At 60.9% G+C, this 18940-nt stretch carries 28 protein-coding genes; 1 reads left to right on the forward strand and 27 read right to left on the reverse strand.

The window, feature by feature from the left end; all coding sequences use genetic code 11:
* Positions 1-4: 4 nt before the first annotated feature.
* From tatC to RS694_RS16215, 14 genes are all read right to left on the reverse strand, one after another.
* A complete protein-coding gene (gene tatC / locus RS694_RS16150) occupies positions 5-796 on the reverse strand; it encodes a twin-arginine translocase subunit TatC (RefSeq protein WP_029707400.1) in 792 nt (263 codons plus the stop codon).
* 21 nt (positions 797-817) lie between these two features.
* Positions 818-1261 (reverse strand): Sec-independent protein translocase protein TatB, encoded by a 444-nt coding sequence (gene tatB / locus RS694_RS16155; RefSeq protein ID WP_029707398.1) that lies wholly within the window; start codon positions 1259-1261, stop codon positions 818-820.
* 11 nt (positions 1262-1272) lie between these two features.
* On the reverse strand, positions 1273-1509 hold the full coding sequence (gene tatA / locus RS694_RS16160) for a Sec-independent protein translocase subunit TatA (protein WP_029707397.1): 237 nt from the start codon (positions 1507-1509) through the stop codon (positions 1273-1275).
* 212 nt (positions 1510-1721) lie between these two features.
* Positions 1722-2096, reverse strand: coding sequence for a histidine triad nucleotide-binding protein (locus RS694_RS16165; RefSeq protein WP_029707395.1), 375 nt, complete (start codon positions 2094-2096; stop codon positions 1722-1724).
* Positions 2093-2494, reverse strand: coding sequence for a DUF4870 family protein (locus RS694_RS16170; protein WP_076070065.1), 402 nt, complete (start codon positions 2492-2494; stop codon positions 2093-2095). The genes RS694_RS16165 and RS694_RS16170 overlap by 4 nt, the downstream gene beginning before the upstream one ends.
* A 22-nt stretch (positions 2495-2516) precedes the next feature.
* Positions 2517-2915 (reverse strand): phosphoribosyl-ATP diphosphatase, encoded by a 399-nt coding sequence (locus RS694_RS16175; protein WP_037247200.1) that lies wholly within the window; start codon positions 2913-2915, stop codon positions 2517-2519.
* A gap of 4 nt (positions 2916-2919) precedes the next feature.
* Positions 2920-3333: a phosphoribosyl-AMP cyclohydrolase gene (gene hisI / locus RS694_RS16180; RefSeq protein ID WP_174407688.1), complete on the reverse strand. Its 414-nt coding sequence runs from the start codon at positions 3331-3333 to the stop codon at positions 2920-2922.
* A gap of 59 nt (positions 3334-3392) precedes the next feature.
* A complete protein-coding gene (gene hisF, locus RS694_RS16185; RefSeq protein WP_029707389.1) occupies positions 3393-4172 on the reverse strand; it encodes an imidazole glycerol phosphate synthase subunit HisF in 780 nt (259 codons plus the stop codon).
* 138 nt (positions 4173-4310) lie between these two features.
* Complete coding sequence (gene hisA / locus RS694_RS16190) at positions 4311-5051, reverse strand: 1-(5-phosphoribosyl)-5-[(5-phosphoribosylamino)methylideneamino]imidazole-4-carboxamide isomerase (RefSeq protein WP_029707387.1); 741 nt, start codon at positions 5049-5051, stop codon at positions 4311-4313.
* A 65-nt stretch (positions 5052-5116) separates the two neighbouring features.
* The gene (hisH, locus tag RS694_RS16195; RefSeq protein WP_029707386.1) at positions 5117-5776 is read right to left on the reverse strand and encodes an imidazole glycerol phosphate synthase subunit HisH; all 660 of its coding nucleotides are present in this window, start codon (positions 5774-5776) and stop codon (positions 5117-5119) included.
* Between the two features lie 64 nt (positions 5777-5840).
* Positions 5841-6473 carry an imidazoleglycerol-phosphate dehydratase HisB gene (gene hisB / locus RS694_RS16200; RefSeq protein ID WP_029707384.1) on the reverse strand — a complete coding sequence of 211 codons (633 nt, stop codon included), beginning with the start codon at positions 6471-6473 and terminating at the stop codon, positions 5841-5843.
* The gene (gene hisC / locus RS694_RS16205) at positions 6470-7624 is read right to left on the reverse strand and encodes a histidinol-phosphate transaminase (protein ID WP_029707380.1); all 1155 of its coding nucleotides are present in this window, start codon (positions 7622-7624) and stop codon (positions 6470-6472) included. The genes hisB and hisC overlap by 4 nt, the downstream gene beginning before the upstream one ends.
* Positions 7625-7642: 18 nt before the next feature.
* Positions 7643-8107 carry a PIN domain-containing protein gene (locus RS694_RS16210; protein ID WP_029707379.1) on the reverse strand — a complete coding sequence of 155 codons (465 nt, stop codon included), beginning with the start codon at positions 8105-8107 and terminating at the stop codon, positions 7643-7645.
* Positions 8100-8324, reverse strand: a complete 225-nt coding sequence (locus RS694_RS16215) for a hypothetical protein (protein ID WP_029707378.1) — start codon at positions 8322-8324, stop codon at positions 8100-8102. The genes RS694_RS16210 and RS694_RS16215 overlap by 8 nt, the downstream gene beginning before the upstream one ends.
* A gap of 884 nt (positions 8325-9208) precedes the next feature.
* On the opposite strand from RS694_RS16215, the gene RS694_RS16220 reads away from it, so the two are divergent.
* Positions 9209-9388, forward strand: a complete 180-nt coding sequence (locus RS694_RS16220) for a uracil-DNA glycosylase family protein (RefSeq protein ID WP_029707377.1) — start codon at positions 9209-9211, stop codon at positions 9386-9388.
* On the opposite strand, the gene RS694_RS16225 is transcribed toward RS694_RS16220, so the two are convergent.
* The 13 genes from RS694_RS16225 to RS694_RS16285 all read right to left on the reverse strand — a co-directional run bounded on the left by RS694_RS16225 (position 9385) and on the right by RS694_RS16285 (position 18938).
* On the reverse strand, positions 9385-9759 hold the full coding sequence (locus tag RS694_RS16225) for a hypothetical protein (protein ID WP_241463982.1): 375 nt from the start codon (positions 9757-9759) through the stop codon (positions 9385-9387). The genes RS694_RS16220 and RS694_RS16225 overlap by 4 nt on opposite strands.
* 48 nt (positions 9760-9807) lie before the next feature.
* Positions 9808-11124, reverse strand: coding sequence for a histidinol dehydrogenase (hisD, locus tag RS694_RS16230; RefSeq protein ID WP_029707375.1), 1317 nt, complete (start codon positions 11122-11124; stop codon positions 9808-9810).
* Between the two features lie 16 nt (positions 11125-11140).
* A complete protein-coding gene (gene hisG / locus RS694_RS16235; protein WP_029707373.1) occupies positions 11141-11779 on the reverse strand; it encodes an ATP phosphoribosyltransferase in 639 nt (212 codons plus the stop codon).
* 94 nt (positions 11780-11873) lie between these two features.
* Positions 11874-13139 carry a UDP-N-acetylglucosamine 1-carboxyvinyltransferase gene (gene murA / locus RS694_RS16240; RefSeq protein ID WP_029707372.1) on the reverse strand — a complete coding sequence of 422 codons (1266 nt, stop codon included), beginning with the start codon at positions 13137-13139 and terminating at the stop codon, positions 11874-11876.
* A gap of 9 nt (positions 13140-13148) precedes the next feature.
* On the reverse strand, positions 13149-13391 hold the full coding sequence (locus RS694_RS16245) for a BolA family protein (protein ID WP_029707370.1): 243 nt from the start codon (positions 13389-13391) through the stop codon (positions 13149-13151).
* Between the two features lie 6 nt (positions 13392-13397).
* A complete protein-coding gene (locus tag RS694_RS16250; protein WP_029707369.1) occupies positions 13398-14153 on the reverse strand; it encodes an ABC transporter permease in 756 nt (251 codons plus the stop codon).
* Positions 14150-15097 (reverse strand): ABC transporter ATP-binding protein, encoded by a 948-nt coding sequence (locus RS694_RS16255; protein WP_029707367.1) that lies wholly within the window; start codon positions 15095-15097, stop codon positions 14150-14152. The genes RS694_RS16250 and RS694_RS16255 overlap by 4 nt, the downstream gene beginning before the upstream one ends.
* A 27-nt stretch (positions 15098-15124) precedes the next feature.
* Complete coding sequence (locus tag RS694_RS16260) at positions 15125-15391, reverse strand: STAS domain-containing protein (protein WP_029707366.1); 267 nt, start codon at positions 15389-15391, stop codon at positions 15125-15127.
* Between the two features lies 1 nt (position 15392).
* Positions 15393-16031 carry an MlaC/ttg2D family ABC transporter substrate-binding protein gene (locus RS694_RS16265; RefSeq protein WP_029707365.1) on the reverse strand — a complete coding sequence of 213 codons (639 nt, stop codon included), beginning with the start codon at positions 16029-16031 and terminating at the stop codon, positions 15393-15395.
* A gap of 76 nt (positions 16032-16107) precedes the next feature.
* A complete protein-coding gene (locus RS694_RS16270) occupies positions 16108-16830 on the reverse strand; it encodes an MlaA family lipoprotein (RefSeq protein ID WP_029707364.1) in 723 nt (240 codons plus the stop codon).
* Positions 16827-17309, reverse strand: a complete 483-nt coding sequence (gene mlaD / locus RS694_RS16275; protein ID WP_029707363.1) for an outer membrane lipid asymmetry maintenance protein MlaD — start codon at positions 17307-17309, stop codon at positions 16827-16829. Before mlaD ends, RS694_RS16270 begins: the two co-directional genes overlap by 4 nt.
* Positions 17310-17319: 10 nt before the next feature.
* Entirely contained in the window at positions 17320-18102 is a 783-nt protein-coding gene (gene mlaE, locus RS694_RS16280; RefSeq protein WP_029707362.1) for a lipid asymmetry maintenance ABC transporter permease subunit MlaE, read from the reverse strand.
* Positions 18099-18938 (reverse strand): ABC transporter ATP-binding protein, encoded by an 840-nt coding sequence (locus tag RS694_RS16285; protein WP_029707361.1) that lies wholly within the window; start codon positions 18936-18938, stop codon positions 18099-18101. Before RS694_RS16285 ends, mlaE begins: the two co-directional genes overlap by 4 nt.
* Positions 18939-18940 lie beyond the last annotated feature (2 nt).

Here is an 18940-nt window from a genome sequence, read left to right on the forward strand (position 1 = left end):
TATCTCAGGCCTGGCTGGAATCGGCCTCTTCGGGCGGGGCCTGGGTGTGTTTGATGAACAACTGGGCGGCCCAGATCCCGATTTCGTACAAGATGCACATCGGTATCGCCAGCGCCAATTGGGACACCACATCGGGCGGTGTTACGACAGCGGCCACCACAAAGGCCACCACGATGAAATAGCTGCGGAAACCTTTGAGTTTTTCAATGCTCACCAGCCCCATGCGTGCCAGCACGATCACGACGATGGGAACTTCAAAGGCCAGACCAAAGGCCAGGAACATGGAAAGCACAAAGTCCAGGTAAGCCTCGATATCCGGCGTGGCGGAAATGCTCTTGGGCGCAAACCCCTGGATGAACTTGAACACCTGGCCGAACACGAAGAAATAACAAAACGCCACGCCAATAAAAAACAGCAGCGTACTGGACACCACCAGGGGCATCACCAGCTTCTTTTCGTGGTTATACAAACCTGGAGCGACAAAAGCCCATACCTGGTACAGCACCACCGGCAAAGCCAACAAGAATGCGGCCATCAGCATGATCTTGAGCGGCACCAGAAACGGTGAAATCACCGACGTGGCAATCAGCTTCCCGCCTGCGGGCAAGGTGGAGACCAGAGGCGCTGCCAGCAGGTCGTACAGCGCAGCCGGCCCCGGGAACAGGGCCAGCACCGCGAGCGCCACGCCCACGGCGATGGCCGCCTTGATTAGCCGGTCACGCAACTCCACCAGATGCTGAACAAAAGGCTGTTCCGTACCGGCGAGCTCATCCTGCTTGTTGTCGTCTGATGCCATGGGAGTGAAAAAAGATGCCGTTCAGCGCATGCGCTGCGGCCTGAACCGCGCGACACGGGCCGCCCCGGACTGCGCCTTGGTACGCACCCCGTTGCGGGACTTGTACCAATGCGGCACGGCGCCCTGCTTGAGGCGCCAGTTTTTGCCGGGGTGTTTGTATTCTGGAAATTCGGGGGGCATCGCCGCATCGGTGGCGTCGGTCCAGGATTTCTCGAAATCACTGGCTTGCGTCTGGATGCTGTTCTCCACATCACGCGCCGCGCCTTCGACGGTTTCGCGCATCTTCTTGAGCTCGTCGAGCTCCATGGAGCGGCTCACCTCGGCCTTGACGTCGGCGACATAACGCTGCGCCTTGCCCAGCAAGGTGCCTACAGTACGCGCCACGCGCGGCAGCTTCTCCGGCCCGATGACGATCAACGCCACCGCGCCGATCAGCGCCATCTTCGATATGCCGAGGTCAATCACGCAGGGCTAGCTCAGGACTTTTGCTTGGCTTCCACGTCGATCGTGGTTTTTTCAGCAGCAGCATTCGCTACTTGCTGGGGAGCAGCAGGCTTGTCGTCCGCTGCAGCAGATCCGTCCTTCATGCCGTCCTTGAAACCCTTCACAGCGCCACCCAGGTCAGAACCCATGTTCTTGAGCTTCTTGGTGCCAAACACCATAACCACGATCAGCAGCACGATCAGCCAGTGCCAGATAGAAAATGAACCCATGATTTACTCCTAACGATTAAGTGAATTCTAGTCGGCCTATGTAACTGCCGAGCGTGGGGGCACAACTCGCCGCCGGGCCGCCCCAAGGCGAGTTAACCCCCTTGGGGGGCAGCGACCCGCTCTCGTATCTGCGGAAGCAGATGCGTTCGCGTTGCGGCAACGGGCCGTGCACGACCTGTAGGTCGTGCAAAGGTGGAGCGTGGGGGCCATATTTAGCCGCGCAACCAAGGCCGTGGACCGCCCATGACGTGGAAATGCAAATGGTGCACTTCCTGCCCGCCCTCTGCCCCGGTGTTGGTCACCAGTCGGTAACCGCCATCCGGGTACGGATTGCAGCCTTCCTGCAAGGCCAGTTGGGGCACCAGTGCCATCATGTGACCCATCAGCGCCGCATGCTCGCCCCCCACCTGTGCCAGGCTGGGGATATGTACCTTGGGAATCAGCAAGAAATGCACCGGCGCCCAAGGGTTGATGTCGTGAAAGGCGTAAACCTGCTCGTCTTCGTAGACCACTTTGGACGGAATCTGCTTGGCGATGATCTTGCAAAAAATGCAGTTGGCGTCGTGGCCGGGAACATGTTCGCTCATGCACCAATCTCCTGACCCTTGTTCATGGCCATAAAGCCCATGACGATGCGGTAAAGGAACCAGATGGAAATCGCGGTCCAGGCAATCCAGCCGGGGATTAAAAACAGCAGCCACAGCGGTGAAGTCACCAGGTACAGCAGCCCGGCAATCAGCACGGTGCGGATGCGCCAGCGAAAGTGCGACGCATGCCAGGTGCCTTCAGCGTCATCACGCTTAACCAGATCCAGAATCAACGCGGCGATCAGCAGCACCGGGCCAAACTGCCCACCCGGAATGACCGCGCCCACGGCGACGATCAGGTGCAGCACGTAGCTGATGGTGCCGATGGTGTTGAGCGACTGCAGCCGCTCCAGGTCGGCAGGCGGCGGTGCGGCGGGGGTGGTGAAGTTGGGGTCCATGGACATTCCTTGGCAACAATCTTTACTTGGGCTCGGCCTCACGCGAGGCCTGTGCAGCTTGCGCCTCACGCGCCAGCACTTTGCGCAGGGCTTTTTCTTCAATGCCGCTGGTACCGGCGCGACGCTCCAGCTCGGCAATCACGTCGGCAGGCGCCAGGCCGTAATGGGCCAGCGCGATCATGCTGTGAAACCACAAATCTGCCACTTCACCGACCAATTTGGCCTTATCTCCGCCATGGTCGGCGTCTTTGGCGGCCATCACCACTTCGGTGGCCTCTTCGCCGATCTTTTTGAGAAAAGCGTCGGGACCCTTGTGCAGCAGGCGTGCCACATAGCTGCCCTCGGGGTCACCCCCGTTGGCGGCCTTGCGGCTTTCGATCACGGCGGCCAGTGCAGCCAGGGAATCTTGGGATGTCGTCATGGTGTTATTTGTAGATGGACTCAGGGTCTTTCAAGACCGGGTCGACAGATTTCCACTCGCCATTCTCCAGCACGCTGAAAAAGCAACTGTGGCGGCCGGTGTGGCAGGCGATGCCGGGCTCGTGGCCGAGCTGCGTCACCTTGAGCAAAATCACATCGCTGTCGCAGTCCATACGGATCTCGTGCACGGTTTGCACGTGGCCCGACTCTTCCCCCTTGTACCAAAGCTTGTCGCGCGAGCGGCTGAAATACACGGCCCGCCCCAGCTCCACGGTCTTTTGCAGGGCTTCGCGGTTCATCCAGGCGAACATCAGCACATCGTTGGTGCCCTGCTCCTGCGCGATGACCGGCACCAGCCCCTTGGAATCCCAACGGATGTGTTTGAGCCAGCTCACGGGCGGTGTCGGTGTGGTTTGCATTTGCTATTCAATTTATAGCTGCTTGCGCAGTATCTACCTGGGCTACAGCCTAAAAAGGCTTAAATTCTGACGGGAATACCGCGCTCGGCCATACGCGCCTTGGCCTGGCCCACGGTGTATTCACCGTAGTGGAAGATGCTGGCGGCCAGCACCGCGTCCGCGCCGCCCTGCTGCACGCCGTCGGCCAGGTGGTCCAGATTGCCCACACCACCGGACGCGATGACCGGCACGCTGATCGCGTCGGCCACGGCGCGGGTCAGCGCCAAGTCGAAGCCGCTCTTGGTGCCGTCCCGGTCCATGCTGGTCAGCAGGATTTCACCCGCACCGCGGCGGGCCATTTCGGTGGCCCAGGCCACGGCATCCAGGCCGGTGTTTTTGCGGCCACCGTGGCTGTACACGTCCCAGCCAGCGCCACGGGTGGCGGCGTCTTCTTCGGAGCGGCGCTTGGCGTCGATGGCCACCACGATGCACTGCGCACCGTATTTGAGCGACGCATCTTCAATCACCTGGGGGTTGGCAATGGCAGCCGAGTTGAAACTCACCTTGTCGGCCCCCGCGTTGAGCAGGCGGCGCACGTCTTCCACCACACGCACACCACCACCCACGGTCAACGGGATGAAGACCTGGCTGGCCACGGCTTCAATAATGTGCAGGATGAGGTCGCGCCCGTCGCTGGTGGCGGTGATATCGAGAAACGTGAGTTCGTCGGCACCCTGGTCGTTATAACGGGCCGCGATTTCCACCGGGTCACCGGCGTCGCGCAGCTCTACAAAGTTCACGCCTTTGACAACGCGACCGCCGGTCACGTCCAGGCAGGGGATGATGCGTTTGGCTAGCATGAGCAACTACCAACACTGCAGGATGCGGCGGGTTGGGTGTTCTGCGCAGCGAAATAAAGGAGGAGACCGCAGGTCGGGGGACATTCGCGTAGCGGAATACCCAGGCCGTCGAATCTCGCAGAAGCCTCGCCCTGCTGATTACCCATTGAGCTCATCAGCGCGCTCCTGCGCCTTTGCAAAGTCCAGATCACCGCTGTAAATGGCGCGTCCGCAGATCACACCTTCCACGCCTTCGCTCTCCACCTCGCACAGCGCTTCAATGTCGGCCATGTTGGACAGGCCGCCGGAGGCGATGACGGGAATGGTCAGGGCCTGGGCCAGCTTGACGGTGGCGTCGATGTTGATGCCGGACAGCATGCCGTCGCGGCCGATATCGGTGTAGATGATGCCTTCGACGCCGTAGTCTTCGAACTTCTTGCCCAGGTCGATCACGTCGTGGCGCGTGAGCTTGCTCCAGCCGTCAGTGGCAACCTTGCCGTCGCGCGCATCGAGGCCGACGATGATGTGGCCGCCAAACGCAGTACAGGCGTCCTGCAGAAAGCCGGGGTTCTTCACCGCAGCGGTACCGATGATGACGTAGCGCAGGCCGGCGTCCAGGTAGCGCTCAATCGTGTCTAGGTCGCGGATGCCGCCGCCCAGTTGCACGTCGATCTCGTTGCCCACTTCCTTCAATATCTTGCGAATGGCCATCTCGTTCTTGGGATGACCGGCGAAGGCGCCGTTCAGATCGACCAGGTGCAGGCGCCGGGCGCCCTTGTCCACCCAGCTGCGGGCCATGACCGCGGGGTCTTCGCCGAACGTGGTGGATTGGTCCATGTCGCCTTGTTTGAGGCGAACACAGTGGCCGTCTTTGAGATCAATCGCAGGAATTAAAAGCATGATGCTTCAGGTTGGGGGAGGAAAGAAAAGCGAAAAGCGGGGAAGCTCAGTGGGCGTGGATCGCCTCAAGGGTTCCAGTGGAGGAAGTTGCGGTACAGGGACAGACCGTGGTCGGCACTTTTTTCGGGGTGAAATTGGGTTGCGAAAATATTATCGCGTGCAATCGCCGCTGAGAAGCGCTGGCCGTAGTCGGTCTCGCCCACGCTGTGGCGCGCATCAGACGGTTTGGCGAAGTAACTGTGTACAAAGTAGAAGTAGCTGCCGTCCGGCACATCGCCCCAGACCGGGTGGCGCTTTTCGCCGCCGTGGGTGGTTTGCCAGACCTGGTTCCAGCCCATTTGCGGCACTTTGTAGCGGCTGCCGTCGGGCTGGGTCTGGCCCGCCAGGTCGAACTTGACCACCTCGCCAGGAATCAGGCCCAGGCTGGGGGTGTTGAGTTCTGCGCTGTGGTCCAGCAGCATTTGCATGCCGACACACACACCCATGAGCGGCTTGTTGGCGGCGGCGTGCATCACGGCGTCGAACATACCGGAGTCGTGCAGCTCGCGCATACAGTCGCGCATGGCGCCCTGGCCCGGCAGCACCACGCGTTCGGCATCCATCACCTCTTGCGGCGTACGGGCCCAGACCACGTCTACACCCGCGCTGGAGGCCACATGCATGACCGCCTGCGTGACGGAGCGCAGGTTGCCCATGCCGTAGTCGACCACGGCGACTTTCTTCATGCTAGCAATTCCATAGCTTCTTGCGCATATTCCATAAGGGCTAGAGGCCTATTTTGCATGAAATTCAGAGCGAGCCCTTGGTCGAAGGAATGGTGCCCAGCGCGCGCGGGTCCAGTTCCAGCGCAGCGCGCAGTGCACGCGCGAAGGCCTTGAACACGGTCTCGGCCTGGTGGTGGGCGTTTTCGCCCTTGAGGTTGTCGATGTGCAGCGTGACAAACGCGTGGTTCACAAAGCCCTGGAAGAACTCGTGGGTCAACTGCGTGTCAAACGCGCCGATCATGCCGCTCTTGAAGGGCACGTTCAGCTCCAGTCCGGGGCGGCCCGAGAAGTCGATCACCACGCGGGAGAGCGCTTCGTCCAGCGGTACATAGGCGTGGCCGTAACGGCGGATGCCCTTCTTGTCACCCACGGCCTGATGGAAAGCCTGGCCCAGCGTGATGCCCACGTCTTCCACCGTGTGGTGGCCGTCGATGTGCAGGTCGCCATCGGCCTCAATGTCCAGATCGATCATGCCGTGGCGGGCGATCTGGTCCAGCATGTGGTCGAAGAAACCAATGCCGGTGGACAGGCGGCTGATGCCCGTGCCGTCCAAGTTGACGCGAACCTTGATCTTGGTCTCGGCGGTGTTGCGCGACACCTCGGCGATACGGGGCGTGTGCGCTTGGGGGACTTCGGTCAAAGGGTAGTTGGTGGTCATAAGGATTCCTGCAGGGCTTTCAACATCCGGGTGTTTTCGTCAGCGGTGCCGACGGTGAGGCGCAGACATTGGGCCAGCAATGGGTGCATTTTAGAAACGTTCTTGACCAAAACACCGCGCGCCTTCATGCCGTCGAAGACTTTTTGTGCGGGCTCTCCGGCACCTTCCAGGCGGATCAACACCATATTCGCGTCACTGTCCCAGGCTTTCACGCCGGGCAGCGCGCGCAAGGCGGCGAGCAAACGGCTGCGCTGCGCGCGCAAATCGGCGGCCTGCGCGGCAAAAACGTCGGCGTGCTCCAGCGCAAACAGCGCGCACTCGTAGTTGAGCACGCTGATGTTGTACGGCGGGCGCACCTTGTCCACCTGGGCCACCAGCGCGGTCGGGCCCATCATGTAACCCAGACGCACGCCAGCCAGGCCGAACTTGCTGAGTGTGCGCATCAGCAGCACGTGGCTGTTGTCCGCCGGGTTGGCGCGGATCACATCCAGATAGGTGCGGCTGGAGAACGGCTGGTAGGCCTCGTCAATCGCCACGATGCTGCCCGCGGCTTTGGCGGCGGCCACCACACGCACCATGTCGGCCTCGTCCCACAGATTCGCCGTGGGGTTGTTCGGGTAGGCTAGGTAGACGATGGCGGGTTGTTGCTCGGTGATGGCCTGCACCATGGCGGGCACATCGAGTTCAAAGTCAGCCGTGAGCGGTACACCGATGAAGTCCAGCCCCTGCAGCTGCGCACTCATGGCGTACATCACAAACCCGGGCAGCGGCGCGAGGATGGCAGGCTTGGCTTGGCCCGGCTGCACCGGCACATCACAGGCCATGGCCAGGAGGGAAATCAATTCGTCCGAGCCATTGCCCAGCATGAGGTCAAAACCTTGCGGCATGCCCGCGTAGGTGGCCAGCGCCTGGCGCAAGTCATTCACGCGGCCGTCGGGGTAACGGTTGAAGGCCAGCGCGCCCAAGCGTTTGCCCAGTGCTTCCTGCAAGTCCGCAGGCAGGCGGTGCGGGTTCTCCATGGCGTCGAGCTTGACCATGCCTTTGGAATCCTGGATCGCATAGGCGTGCATGGACTGCACGTCCTGGCGGATGCGGCGCCCTATGAGCGCATTCACGGCGCTTGCCGTATCAGTGGGGGTGTCTTGGGTCATGCGGAGTCTTTCAAAAAACTAGTCGGCCAGCGCCAGATCGGCGGGCGTGGCCTGCAAGGGGTTGAGGATGGTCACGCCATCGATCTGCTGGCCATGTTGCAGGTCCAGCGACAGCACATGGCTGGCGCCGCTTTGCGCAGCCGCGGCCACGATCAGCGCGTCCCAGTACGGCAGGCCAAAACGGGCCTCCACGCCCCAGGCGGTTTCCACGGTCTGGTGGTCAATCTGCCAAGGCTGCCAGAGCTGGTAGCGGCGCAGCTTGGCGCGCGCGTCACCCTGCGGCATGGCGAAATGCTGCGTGGTGCTCACGTAATAGGCGTTGAGCACCTGCGTGCTGACGCGCCCGGCACGGCGCTGCCACAGCGCCTGCAGCCAGTCGCGGACGCGGGCTTGCTGAGATGGGTTGTGCGCGTCGTCCGCCGCCAGCAGCACGTTGGTGTCCACAAAGACGATGGCGCCGGAAGTGTCCAAAGCGCTAGCCATTCAGGACCTCCCGCAGCGGGTACGCCTTGCCAGCCGAACTGAACGACGAGGTATCCGCCACCCAGTCCCGCTGCGCGCGGGCGTAGGCGTCGTCGTGCTGCATCTTGTCGGTGAGCATCTCGCCCACCAGGCGCGACACGCTGGTATTGCGCTTGGCCGCCTCAATACGCACCCACTCCAGGGTGGCATCTTCAACCGTGATGGTGACGTTCTTCATGGCTTCAATATTACACGAAATTCGTGTTACACGAAAATAGTGTTACTATGCCCATAGTCTTTGCGGCTCTCCACATTACGTTTCGCTCATGCACATAAAATTTATAGCCACATTCGTCACAGTGCTTACTTTTGGCGTGTCTGGATGCGCATCGGACCGAGACTGGGATTGGAAGCCAGAAAGTGCAATGATGCCGCTCACCGATGTAATGCTGCCCACCGGTGAAGCTGCAATCCGGCTCAACAAATGCTACCGAACGCCCATCTTTAAGGATCTCCACTGTCAATCGGCAGTCGGTATGCCACGTGGACCGATCGTCGAATTCCAACGCATACGAGACTTGACCGATTCATTCCTCTTGAGCTTGCCGGAAAGTACAAATTGGCGCGTACGGATGACGAATTGGGGTCGTGCCTCTATTGGTCCAGTTCCACGGGCCCCGTATCGCCTTTTCCTGATGTCGGTCGAACCAATGGTCGTTGTCATCCTTCCTCAGGACCTATCGGATAAGGACTCATCAATGCCACCTAACGCCGCCGGTGAAATAATTTGTAGCGGGTCAGTCGCATGCCTTGGCTCAGCCGGTCGAGTTTGGGTGAATATAGATTTGACAGGCCCCGTAGCTGCGTTGAAAGGCGCAAGTTGGTTCTCTCCCGAATACCCGGGGAAAGGTTTAACTCCTCTTCCGCTAGATCATCCGGCGGAGATAGTGCTACCTGGGTTGCGTGCATCAATTGTGAATAACAATGGGGTATTCGTTTTCAAACGTTTGAGCGGCAAATAAGCCAGGTATATTTATCTCAACGCCCGCACTAACAAGCCCGATGACGCTTTGCGGTGCTGGCGTGTACGCCCAGGCCTGACATCTGCCTGGCTACGCCTCCGTGACCGATGCCGTACGCGCCTGGCGCAGTACCTGGCCGCATACCCTGGTCCTTCCCCACCCCAGCCCGCGCAACAACCTGTGGCTCAAGCGCAATCCGTGGTTTGAGGAAGCGCTGCTGCCGGAGCTGCGCCTACGCGTGCAGCAGGTGCTGCGGCAAAGCCCCTCTAGCAAAAGCTAGCAGGGATACACCGTGGACAGCGCGTTGGTCAGCACCAGCGACACCGGCATGTCCGCCTCGTACACACCTTCGTTGCGCTGCAACTCCGTGTCGTACAACGACTGGGCCATGCGCGGCTCCAGACGGCGGCCATTGAGACAGATGGCGGGTTTGGCGCCATTGCGCACGCCGTGGGCGTGGGCCTCCAACGCACCTTCCATGGCGCCCACCAGGTAGTAGCGCACGTAGTTCTCGCCCTGCTTTTTGTCCGATTTTTCCAGTGCCCGCAATTCACGGATGCTCATGGCAGAAGCGGCTTGGGCCACACAAATCAAGGCTAGCAGCAGCCCCATGTTGCGGAACAGGCGAATAGAGAGATAGATGGGGCGCATAGGGGTTGGTCGCTCAGACGCTGCCGCTCTTACAAAAAACGTTGTGACTTACTTCAGCCGCATCTCGGCAGCACGGGCATGGGCCTGCAGACCTTCGCCATAGGCCAGCGTCGCGGCAATCGGCCCAAGCACCTGGGCACCGGCTTCGCTGACCTCGATCAGGCTACTGCGCTTCTGGAAGTCATACACACCCAGCGGACTGGAGAAACGCGCCGTGCCGCTGGTGGGCAGCACATGGTTGGGGCCAGCGCAGTAATCGCCCAGGCTCTCGGACGTGTAGGCCCCCAGAAAGATGGCGCCGGCGTGTTTGAGCAGCGGCTCCCAGCGGTGCGGGTCGCTGCTGGACACTTCCAGATGCTCGGGCGCAATGCGGTTGCTTATTTCGCAGGCCTCTTCCATGCTGCGCGTGTGGATCAAAGCGCCGCGACCGGTGAGGCTTTTGGCAATGATCTCGGCGCGCGGCATGGTGGGCAACAAGCGGTTGATACTCTCTTGAACTTTTGCGATGTAGGCCGCGTCGGGGCACAGCAAAATGCTTTGCGCCAGTTCGTCATGCTCGGCCTGGCTGAACAGGTCCATGGCCACCCAGTCGGGCGGCGTTGTGCCATCGGCCAGCACCAGAATTTCGCTGGGGCCGGCAATCATGTCGATGCCCACGGTACCAAACACGCGGCGCTTGGCGGCAGCCACATAGGCGTTGCCGGGGCCGGTGATCTTGTGGACTGCGGGAATGCTTTGCGTGCCGTAGGCCAGCGCAGCCACGGCCTGCGCGCCACCGATGGTGAAGGCACGCGTGACACCGGCCACATAGGCTGCGGCCAGCACCAGCGCATTTTTTTCACCCCTAGGGGTGGGCACGACCATGATGATTTCACCGACACCAGCCACGTGGGCAGGAATCGCGTTCATCAGCACGGACGAGGGATACGCCGCCTTGCCGCCGGGCACGTAAATGCCCACACGGTCCAACGGTGTGACTTTTTGGCCCAGCAAGGTGCCGTCTTCGTCGCGGTAGCTCCAGCTTTCGCCGGATGCCTTTTTCTGCGCTTCGTGGTAGCTGCGCACGCGTTTGGCGGCAGCTTCCAGGGCGGTACGTTGCGCAGCGGGAATGCTGTCGAACGCAGCCTTGAGTTCGGCCTGCGTGAGTTCGAGTGCCTTCATGTCGGGCACGGTCAGTCCGTCAAAACGTGCGGTGTACTCCAGTACAGCCGCATCGCCACGTTGTTGCACGTCGGCCAGGATGTCGGCCACGCGCTGCTCAATGGCTGCATCGGTATCTGCCGACCAGTGCAGGCGGGCCTTGAATTGGGCCTCAAATTGGCCGTCGGCCGTTGACAGATGTGCGGGAGCAGCTATAAAAGTCATAGCAATGAGAGAGGGCTTATTTGCCAATCGCGCCAGCAAAGGCGTCGATGATCTTGCGGATGGGTGCCTGCTTGAGCTTGAGCGCGGCCTGGTTCACCACGAGGCGGGAACTGATGTCCATGATCTGCTCCACCTCGATCAGTTGGTTGGCCTTGAGCGTGTTGCCGGTGGAGACCAGATCCACAATCGCGTCGGCCATGCCAACCAGTGGCGCCAGCTCCATGCTGCCGTAAAGCTTGATCAGGTCCACGTGCACGCCTTTGGTGGCGAAGAATTCGCGTGCAATGGCCACGTATTTGGTGGCGACTTTCAGGCGCGAGCCCTGCTTGACGGCAGACGCGTAGTCAAAGTCGGCGCGCACCGCCACGCTGATGCGGCATTTGGCAATCTGCAGGTCCAGCGGCTGGTACAGGCCCTCGCTGCCGTGCTCCAGCAGCGTGTCCTTGCCGGTAATGCCCAGATCGGCACCGCCGTACTGCACATAGGTAGGCACGTCCGTGGCGCGCACCACCAGCACACGCACGTTGGGCTGGTTGGTGTCCAGAATCAGCTTGCGCGATTTTTCAGGATCGTCCAGCACCTCAATACCCGCTGCGCGCAAGAGCGGCAGGGTTTCCTCAAAAATACGGCCCTTGGAGAGCGCCAGCGTGATCATCTCTGTAGTCATGATCCGAGCACCGCAGGGCCGCCCCAAGGCGCGAGAGCCCCCTCGGGGGGCAGCGAAGTACACACAGTGACGAGCGTGGGGGTCATTTAACTCTTTCGATGTCGGCGCCAATGCCGCGCAGTTTGGTTTCCATCTGGTCATAACCACGGTCCAGATGGTAGATGCGGTCGACCACGGTTTCACCGTCGGCCACCAGACCGGCAATCACCAGGCTGGCCGAGGCGCGCAGGTCGGTGGCCATCACGGTGGCGCCCGACAGCTTGGCCACACCTTCGATCACCGACACCTTGCCGTCGATCTGGATATGCGCGCCCAGGCGCACCAGTTCGTTGACGTGCATGAAACGGTTTTCAAAAATGGTCTCCGTCACCTTGGAGGGCCCAAGCGAAATGGCGTTGAGCGCCATGAACTGCGCCTGCATGTCGGTCGGGAAGCCGGGGTATTCGGTGGTGCGGAAGCTCTGCGCCTTCAGGCGACCTTGCGACTTCACACGGATGCCACCCTCGATAGCTTCCACCGAAGCACCGGCTTCGCGCAGCTTGTCAATCACAGCATCCAGATGGTCGGTGCGGCCATGTTTGAGCACTACGTCACCGCCGGTGGCCGCCACGGCGCACAAGAAAGTGCCCGTCTCAATACGGTCGGCCACCACTTGGTGTGTGCAGCCATGCAGCCGCTCCACGCCCTGAATGCGGATACGGCTGCTGCCGTGGCCTTCAATCTTCGCGCCCATCTTGATGAGCATCTCGGCCAGGTCCGGAATCTCGGGCTCCTGCGCCGCGTTTTCCAGAATCGTTTCGCCCTCGGCCAGCGCGGCAGCCATCAGGAAATTCTCGGTACCGGTCACCGTCACCATGTCGGTGGCGATACGCGCGCCCTTCAGGCGCGTGCGGCCCTTGGGCAGCTTGGCGATCATGTAGCCGTGCTCGACCAGAATCTCTGCGCCCATGGCCTGCAGGCCCTTGATGTGCTGGTCCACGGGGCGCGAGCCGATGGCACAGCCACCGGGCAGCGACACCGTGGCTTCACCAAAGCGCGCCAGCAGCGGGCCCAGCGCGAGCACCGAAGCACGCATGGTCTTGACCAGTTCGTAGGGCGCCTCGGGTGAACTCAGCGTACCGGCATTCACCTGCACCGAGCCGTCAGCGCCCTGCTCCACCTGCACACCCATGTTGCGGATGAGCGTGAGCATGGTGGAGACGTCCTGCAGGCGCGGCACATTGCGCAGCGTGACTGGTTCGGCCGTGAGCAGCGTGGCGCACAGCTCGGGCAGGGCAGCATTTTTGGCGCCGGAAATCAGCACCTCGCCCAGGAGTTGGCGGCCACCGCGGATCAGGAGTTTGTCCATACGAATTCTTTACGCGGACTGCGCGGCCCATTCGGCAGGCGTGTAGGTCTTCATCGACAGGGCGTGCACCTCATCCGTCTGCATACGGCTGCCCAGCGTGGCGTAGACCTGCTGGTGGCGCTGGATCAGGCGCTTGCCCTCGAAGGCGCTGGAGACGATGGTGGCGTACCAGTGGCGGCCGTCGCCCTCAAGCTGGCACAGTTCGCAGGTCAGGCCCGCGGTGATGAGGGATTGGAGTTGGTCAGCGGTCATGGAAAATCAGGAACGGATCTTGTAGCCAGTGCGCAGCAACTGGATGGCGATGCCACTCACCAGCAACAGCGAACCGCCAACGACCCAGAAACTCAGCCAGGGTGAAACATCGCTCACGCCGAAGAAGCCGTAGCGGAAACCATCGATCATGTAGAAGAACGGGTTGAAGTGGCTCACGCCCTGCCAGAAGGCCGGCAGTGAATGGATGGAATAAAACACGCCGCTCAGGAACGTCATGGGCATCACGACAAAGTTCTGGAACGCAGCGAGCTGGTCAAACTTCTCAGCCCACAGGCCGGCAATCAGCCCCAGCGTCCCCATGAGAGCAGCCCCCATGACAGCGAAAACCACGATCCACACGGGCGCCACAAAGCTGATGTCCGTGAAGAAGGCCGACACCGCAAAAACGCCCAGTCCGACGATCAGGCCACGCACCACGGACGCACCCACGTAGGCGACGAACCAGTGCATATACGACAGCGGGGTGAGCAGCAGAAACACCAGATTGCCCATGACCTTGCTCATGATCAGCGAAGAGGAACTGTTGGCAAACGCGTTTTGCAACAGGCTCATCATGGCCAGTCCCGGCACCAGAAAGGCGGTGTAACTGATCTGGTCGTACACCTTGACGTGCGACTCCAGCGCGTGGCCGAAGATCAGCAGGTAGAGCATGGCGGTCAGCACCGGGCCCGCAATGGTCTGGAAAGCGACTTTCCAGAAACGCAGGGTTTCCTTGTACAGGAGGGTTTGCCAGCCGTTCATGCTGTAGCTCCCACGCTGTGCACAGAATCCTTGTTCTGCGTCATCACGTCCAGAAACACGTCTTCCAGATCAGCCTTGCGAATTTCCACGTCCTGTGCCACCAGCCCGGCTTCGCGCACAGCGGTCAAGTACTGTTCAATCTCCAACGCATCATGGGCCGGCAACTGCACGACGCGCCCCGTCACACGGGCCTTGCCCAGCAGGTGGGCAGGCAGTTCGCTGTCAATCTTGAAGCGCAGCACATTGCTGGAAGCGTTTTTGAGCAGGTCACTGGTTTTGTCCAGCGCCACAATACGGCCGGTTTTAAGCATGGCAATGCGGCCGCACAGGGCCTCGGCCTCTTCGAGGTAATGGGTAGTGAGCAGCACCGTACTGCCCTGCTTGTTGAGTTTGGCGACAAAGTGCCACAGCGTCTGGCGCAGCTCCACGTCCACACCGGCGGTGGGTTCGTCGAGCACGATGACAGGAGGTTTGTGCACCAATGCCTGCGCGACCAGCACACGGCGCTTCATGCCACCGGAGAGTGCGCGCATATTGGCATTGGCTTTGTCGGTCAGGCCCAGGCTTTCCAGCAACTCATCGATCCAGGCGTCGTTGTTCTTGATGCCGAAGTAGCCGGACTGGATGCGCAGCGCTTCGCGCACATTGAAGAAGGGATCAAACACCAGTTCCTGCGGCACCACACCCAGCTTGCGGCGGGCCTGGGCAAAGTCCTTTTGCACATCACTGCCCAGCACCGAGACGGAACCACCGGTGGCCCGCGTGAGGCCGGCCAGAATGCTGATCATGGTGGTTTTGCCGGCCCCGTTGGGGCCCAGAAGGCCGAAGAACTCGCCCTCTTCAATGTTCAGGCTGACCTGGTCCAGCGCCAGAAAGGTGGAACCTTGGGGCCCGCGGGGGGATGGATAGGCTTTGGAAACCGATTGGAAGGAGATAGCGGGCATAGAGTCCGCTATTTTAAGCGGCGGGCCTCAAGCCGCGGGCAGCAGACCTTCAATCCCGTACAAAGTGGCCAGGTCGCGCAGGCGCTGTGGCAAACCCTGCACCGCAAAATGCTTGCCGGCACGTGCACACTCGCGGCGCAAGGCCAGCAGAACCGCCAGTGCTGAAGAGTCAAACTGGCGCAGCTCGGCAGCGTCTACCACCACCTGGGCTGCTTCGGCCTGCAGTCCGTCCGTGAGTTGCTCCAGGCACTCACGTGCGTGGTCCTGGGTCAGGGTGGCAGGCAGGCTCAACATATCAGCCCTTCTTGGCGTTTGCCTTGTTGCGTTCGGCCAGGGAGGCAATCAAACCGTCCAGGCCTTTGGCGTTGATTTCCTGGGCAAACTGGCTCTTGTAGGTTTCCACCAGCCAGACACCCAGCACATTCAGGTTGTAGATTTTCCAGCCAGCGCCCACACCCGGGGTCTTTTCCAACCGGTAATCGAGCTGGATCGGGTCACCGCTACCGCGCACTTCGGAGCGCACGATGACTTCCTTGTCTTCGGGCGCGGCACGCAGCGGTTTCATGGCAATGGTCTGGTCACTGACCTGGGCCAGTGCACCGGCGTAGGTGCGTACCAGCAAAATCTTGAACTCGTCCTGCAGACGCTTTTGCTGCTCGGGCGTGGCCTGGCGCCAGGCCGGGCCCACGGCAGAGGCCGTCATGCGCTGGAAGTTGACATTGGGCATGATGCGGCTGTCCACCAGTGCCACCACACGTGCGCTGTCACCAGCGCGTATGGCCTTATCACCCTTGATGGTGTCGAGTACGTCAACGGACAGGCGCTTGATCAGTGCATCAGGTGCCTCGTCTTCCGCATGGGAAGCCAAGGGCAGGCCCAAACCGGCAACCAGTGCCATAGCCCAAGCAGATCGAACCAGGAATTCACGTTTCATACACATCTCTCCGACACGACGATGTATCCATTATCTATCCGCACCCCGTTTCATGCATTTCGCGCAGGTAAAGCCATCAAGGCTCAGGGGCCGTATCTTCTTCCGGGGGGTTGCCGTCGTAGTCTCGGTTGCGCTGGCGCTGCAGGTAGGCGTCTCGCGTAAACGAATATTTGTCCAGCGCGGCGCCCTCTACCACCTCGCCCGCCCGCAGGTAGGTGGCACGGGTATTCACTGCATTCAGCAGGGTCAACCCGGTACGTGTCGCCTCGTCATCCACATGGGTGATCAAATTGCCTTGGGAATCGACCGGAAAGGCGGCGACTTCACGCAGGGTGAAGGGCCCCAGCAAAGGAATGACCACATAAGGACCAGGGCGCACGCCCCAACGCCCCAGCGTGGCGCCAAAGTCTGCGGGGTGTTTTTCAATATTCAGGTCGCTGGCCACGTCCATCAGCCCCAGAATGCCGATGGTCGAGTTGACCATCACCCGGCCAATACTGTCACTGGTTTCTTGGCCGCGCGCCTGCAGCGCATTGTTGACCGCAGACCAGACGTCACTCAGATTGCCAAAGAAGTTGCTCACTCCCTTGCGCATCCAGGATGGTGTGATGGCCACGTAACCTTGCGCCACGGGTTTGGCAATGTTCCGGTCCACGGCGTCATTGAACCCAAAAACGCCACGGTTGAACGATTCGATCGGATCGCGCGGATCCGGATTTTTGACCGTGGCACAGGCTTGCAAGCCGAGCAACACGACCAGCAACATCCATCGGGATGCAACGCGCAACAACGTACTCATTTAGCGTCCTTGCCCTCGGTGGGACCGTCCGCCGCCTTGCTGTAGAGGAACTGGCTGATCAGGTTTTCCAGCACCACAGCCGACTGGGTGGTGCTGATGGTGTCACCGGCAGCCAGATTGGCGCTATCAGCACCGGCCTCGATGCCGATGTACTGCTCGCCCAGCAATCCACTGGTCAGAATCTTCAAGGAGCTGTCTTTGGGAAACGCGTAACGTTTGTCCATGGAAAGGCTCACGCGGGCCTGGTAGGTCTTGTCATCAAAGGTGATGGCATCCACACGCCCGACCACCACACCACTGCTCTTGACGGATGCCTTGGGTTTGAGGCCACCGATATTGTCGAACTTGGCCGTGACTGGGTAGCCACGCTCGAAATTGAGGGTCAGCAAGTTGGCCGACTGCAGGGCCAAAAACAGCAGCGCAAGCGCACCCGCCAGCACAAACAGACCTACCCAAACATCTTTGTTGGAGCGTTGCATTTTCTTTCCCCTAAATACTGAACATCATTGCGGTGAGGACAAAGTCCAGCGCCAGCACGGTGAGCGACGCCACCACTACGGTACGTGTTGTGGCATGGGCCACACCTTCAGGTGTGGCCTGGGCTTCATAACCCTGCAGCAATGCAATAAAGCTCACTGCGAAGCCGAACACCACGCTTTTGAGCACGCCATTGCCGACATCGGCCCAGACGTCCACGTTGCTTTGCATCTGGCCCCAGTAGGCACCCGAATCAATACCTATCATCACCACGCTGACCACCCAGCCACCCAGTACGCCGACCGCGCTGAAGACTGCGGCCAACAAGGGCATGGCGATGACCGCGCCCCAAAAACGGGGAGCCAGAATGCGCGATACCGGGTCCACCGCCATCATTTCCATGGCGCTCAACTGTTCACCAGCCTTCATCAATCCAATTTCAGCGGTCAGCGACGTACCGGCACGTCCGGCAAACAACAACGCCGTGAGCACCGGGCCGAACTCGCGCACCAGGCTCAAACTGATCAGCATGCCCACCGAATCCGCCGCGCCAAAACGCTGCAGCCCGTAGTAATACTGCAGTCCCATCACAAACCCGACGAACACGCCAGACACGGCGATGATGGCCAGCGAATAGTTGCCCATGAAGTGCACCTGGTCGCGCACCAGCCCCGGGCGGCGCGCCACGGTCCCCACGGACGCCAGCAAACGGCCGAACAGGCGGGCGCCATAGCCCAGATCGGCGAGTTTGGTGCGCACAGCCAGACCAATGTCCGCAGGGTGGTACCAGCTCATCGCCCTGCTCCCGCAGAAAAATCGGCATCCACACTGGACGCCGGGTAATGGAACCGCACCGGCCCTTCGGGCAGTGCATTGACAAACTGGTGCACCAGCGGGTCGATGCTCTCGCGCACCTCTTGCGGGGTGCCCTGGGCGGCAATCTTGCCGTTGGCCAGGATGATGACCTTGTCGGCAATGTGGAAGGTTTCTTCCAGATCGTGCGAGACCACCACACTGGTCAAACCCATGGTGTCATTGAGCTGGCGAATCAGGCGGGCTGCGGTCCCCAGTGAAATCGGGTCCAGCCCGGCAAACGGTTCGTCGTACATCACCAGCTCGGGGTCCAGCGCAATGGCGCGCGCCAAGGCCACACGGCGGGCCATGCCGCCAGAAATTTCGGATGGCATCAGGTCGCGTGCACCACGCAGGCCCACTGCATTGAGTTTCATCAGCACGATGTCGCGCACCAGCGCGGCAGGCAAGTCTGTGTGTTCGCGCAGCGGGAAGGCCACGTTGTCGAACACGCTCAGGTCCGTGAACAGGGCGCCAAACTGGAACAACATGCCCATGCGCCTGCGTGCGGCATACAGGGCGCTGGCATCTGCCTTGCCCATATCCTGCACGTCCTGCCCATGCTCTGCGCCGTGCAGCAGCAACTGGCCTTTTTGCGCACGGTATTGACCGCCAATCAGGCGCAACACCGTGGTTTTGCCACCGCCCGACGCCCCCATGAGTGCCGTGACCCTGCCCCGTGGAATGGACAGGGTGACGCCGTCCAGGATCAGGCGTTCGCCGTAGCCAAAGGACAGGTCTTGAAGTTCAACGAGTGGATTAGTGGATAAGTCGGGCATAC

Source organism: Rhodoferax saidenbachensis (genome assembly GCF_001955715.1).
GTDB classification, from domain to species: Bacteria; Pseudomonadota; Gammaproteobacteria; order Burkholderiales; family Burkholderiaceae_C; genus Allorhodoferax; species Allorhodoferax saidenbachensis.

Coding starts and splice junctions, on each gene's coding strand:
- hisG (WP_029707373.1), bottom strand. CDS start 11,779: ATGATCACGCTGGCGCTCTCCAAGGGCCGTATTTTTGAGGAAACCCTG.
- mlaD (WP_029707363.1), bottom strand. CDS start 17,309: ATGCAACGCTCCAACAAAGATGTTTGGGTAGGTCTGTTTGTGCTGGCG.
- RS694_RS16170 (WP_076070065.1), bottom strand. CDS start 2,494: ATGGACCCCAACTTCACCACCCCCGCCGCACCGCCGCCTGCCGACCTG.
- tatA (WP_029707397.1), bottom strand. CDS start 1,509: ATGGGTTCATTTTCTATCTGGCACTGGCTGATCGTGCTGCTGATCGTG.
- hisI (WP_174407688.1), bottom strand. CDS start 3,333: ATGCAAACCACACCGACACCGCCCGTGAGCTGGCTCAAACACATCCGT.
- RS694_RS16175 (WP_037247200.1), bottom strand. CDS start 2,915: ATGACGACATCCCAAGATTCCCTGGCTGCACTGGCCGCCGTGATCGAA.
- RS694_RS16270 (WP_029707364.1), bottom strand. CDS start 16,830: ATGAGTACGTTGTTGCGCGTTGCATCCCGATGGATGTTGCTGGTCGTG.
- tatC (WP_029707400.1), bottom strand. CDS start 796: ATGGCATCAGACGACAACAAGCAGGATGAGCTCGCCGGTACGGAACAG.
- hisC (WP_029707380.1), bottom strand. CDS start 7,624: ATGACCCAAGACACCCCCACTGATACGGCAAGCGCCGTGAATGCGCTC.
- RS694_RS16165 (WP_029707395.1), bottom strand. CDS start 2,096: ATGAGCGAACATGTTCCCGGCCACGACGCCAACTGCATTTTTTGCAAG.
- RS694_RS16245 (WP_029707370.1), bottom strand. CDS start 13,391: ATGACCGCTGACCAACTCCAATCCCTCATCACCGCGGGCCTGACCTGC.
- mlaE (WP_029707362.1), bottom strand. CDS start 18,102: ATGAGCTGGTACCACCCTGCGGACATTGGTCTGGCTGTGCGCACCAAA.
- RS694_RS16250 (WP_029707369.1), bottom strand. CDS start 14,153: ATGAACGGCTGGCAAACCCTCCTGTACAAGGAAACCCTGCGTTTCTGG.
- RS694_RS16210 (WP_029707379.1), bottom strand. CDS start 8,107: ATGGCTAGCGCTTTGGACACTTCCGGCGCCATCGTCTTTGTGGACACC.
- hisA (WP_029707387.1), bottom strand. CDS start 5,051: ATGCTTTTAATTCCTGCGATTGATCTCAAAGACGGCCACTGTGTTCGC.
- RS694_RS16265 (WP_029707365.1), bottom strand. CDS start 16,031: ATGAAACGTGAATTCCTGGTTCGATCTGCTTGGGCTATGGCACTGGTT.
- RS694_RS16215 (WP_029707378.1), bottom strand. CDS start 8,324: ATGAAGAACGTCACCATCACGGTTGAAGATGCCACCCTGGAGTGGGTG.
- hisH (WP_029707386.1), bottom strand. CDS start 5,776: ATGAAGAAAGTCGCCGTGGTCGACTACGGCATGGGCAACCTGCGCTCC.
- RS694_RS16255 (WP_029707367.1), bottom strand. CDS start 15,097: ATGCCCGCTATCTCCTTCCAATCGGTTTCCAAAGCCTATCCATCCCCC.
- hisD (WP_029707375.1), bottom strand. CDS start 11,124: ATGACTTTTATAGCTGCTCCCGCACATCTGTCAACGGCCGACGGCCAA.
- hisF (WP_029707389.1), bottom strand. CDS start 4,172: ATGCTAGCCAAACGCATCATCCCCTGCCTGGACGTGACCGGCGGTCGC.
- murA (WP_029707372.1), bottom strand. CDS start 13,139: ATGGACAAACTCCTGATCCGCGGTGGCCGCCAACTCCTGGGCGAGGTG.
- RS694_RS16285 (WP_029707361.1), bottom strand. CDS start 18,938: ATGCCCGACTTATCCACTAATCCACTCGTTGAACTTCAAGACCTGTCC.
- RS694_RS16225 (WP_241463982.1), bottom strand. CDS start 9,759: ATGCGCCCCATCTATCTCTCTATTCGCCTGTTCCGCAACATGGGGCTG.
- hisB (WP_029707384.1), bottom strand. CDS start 6,473: ATGACCACCAACTACCCTTTGACCGAAGTCCCCCAAGCGCACACGCCC.
- RS694_RS16260 (WP_029707366.1), bottom strand. CDS start 15,391: ATGTTGAGCCTGCCTGCCACCCTGACCCAGGACCACGCACGTGAGTGC.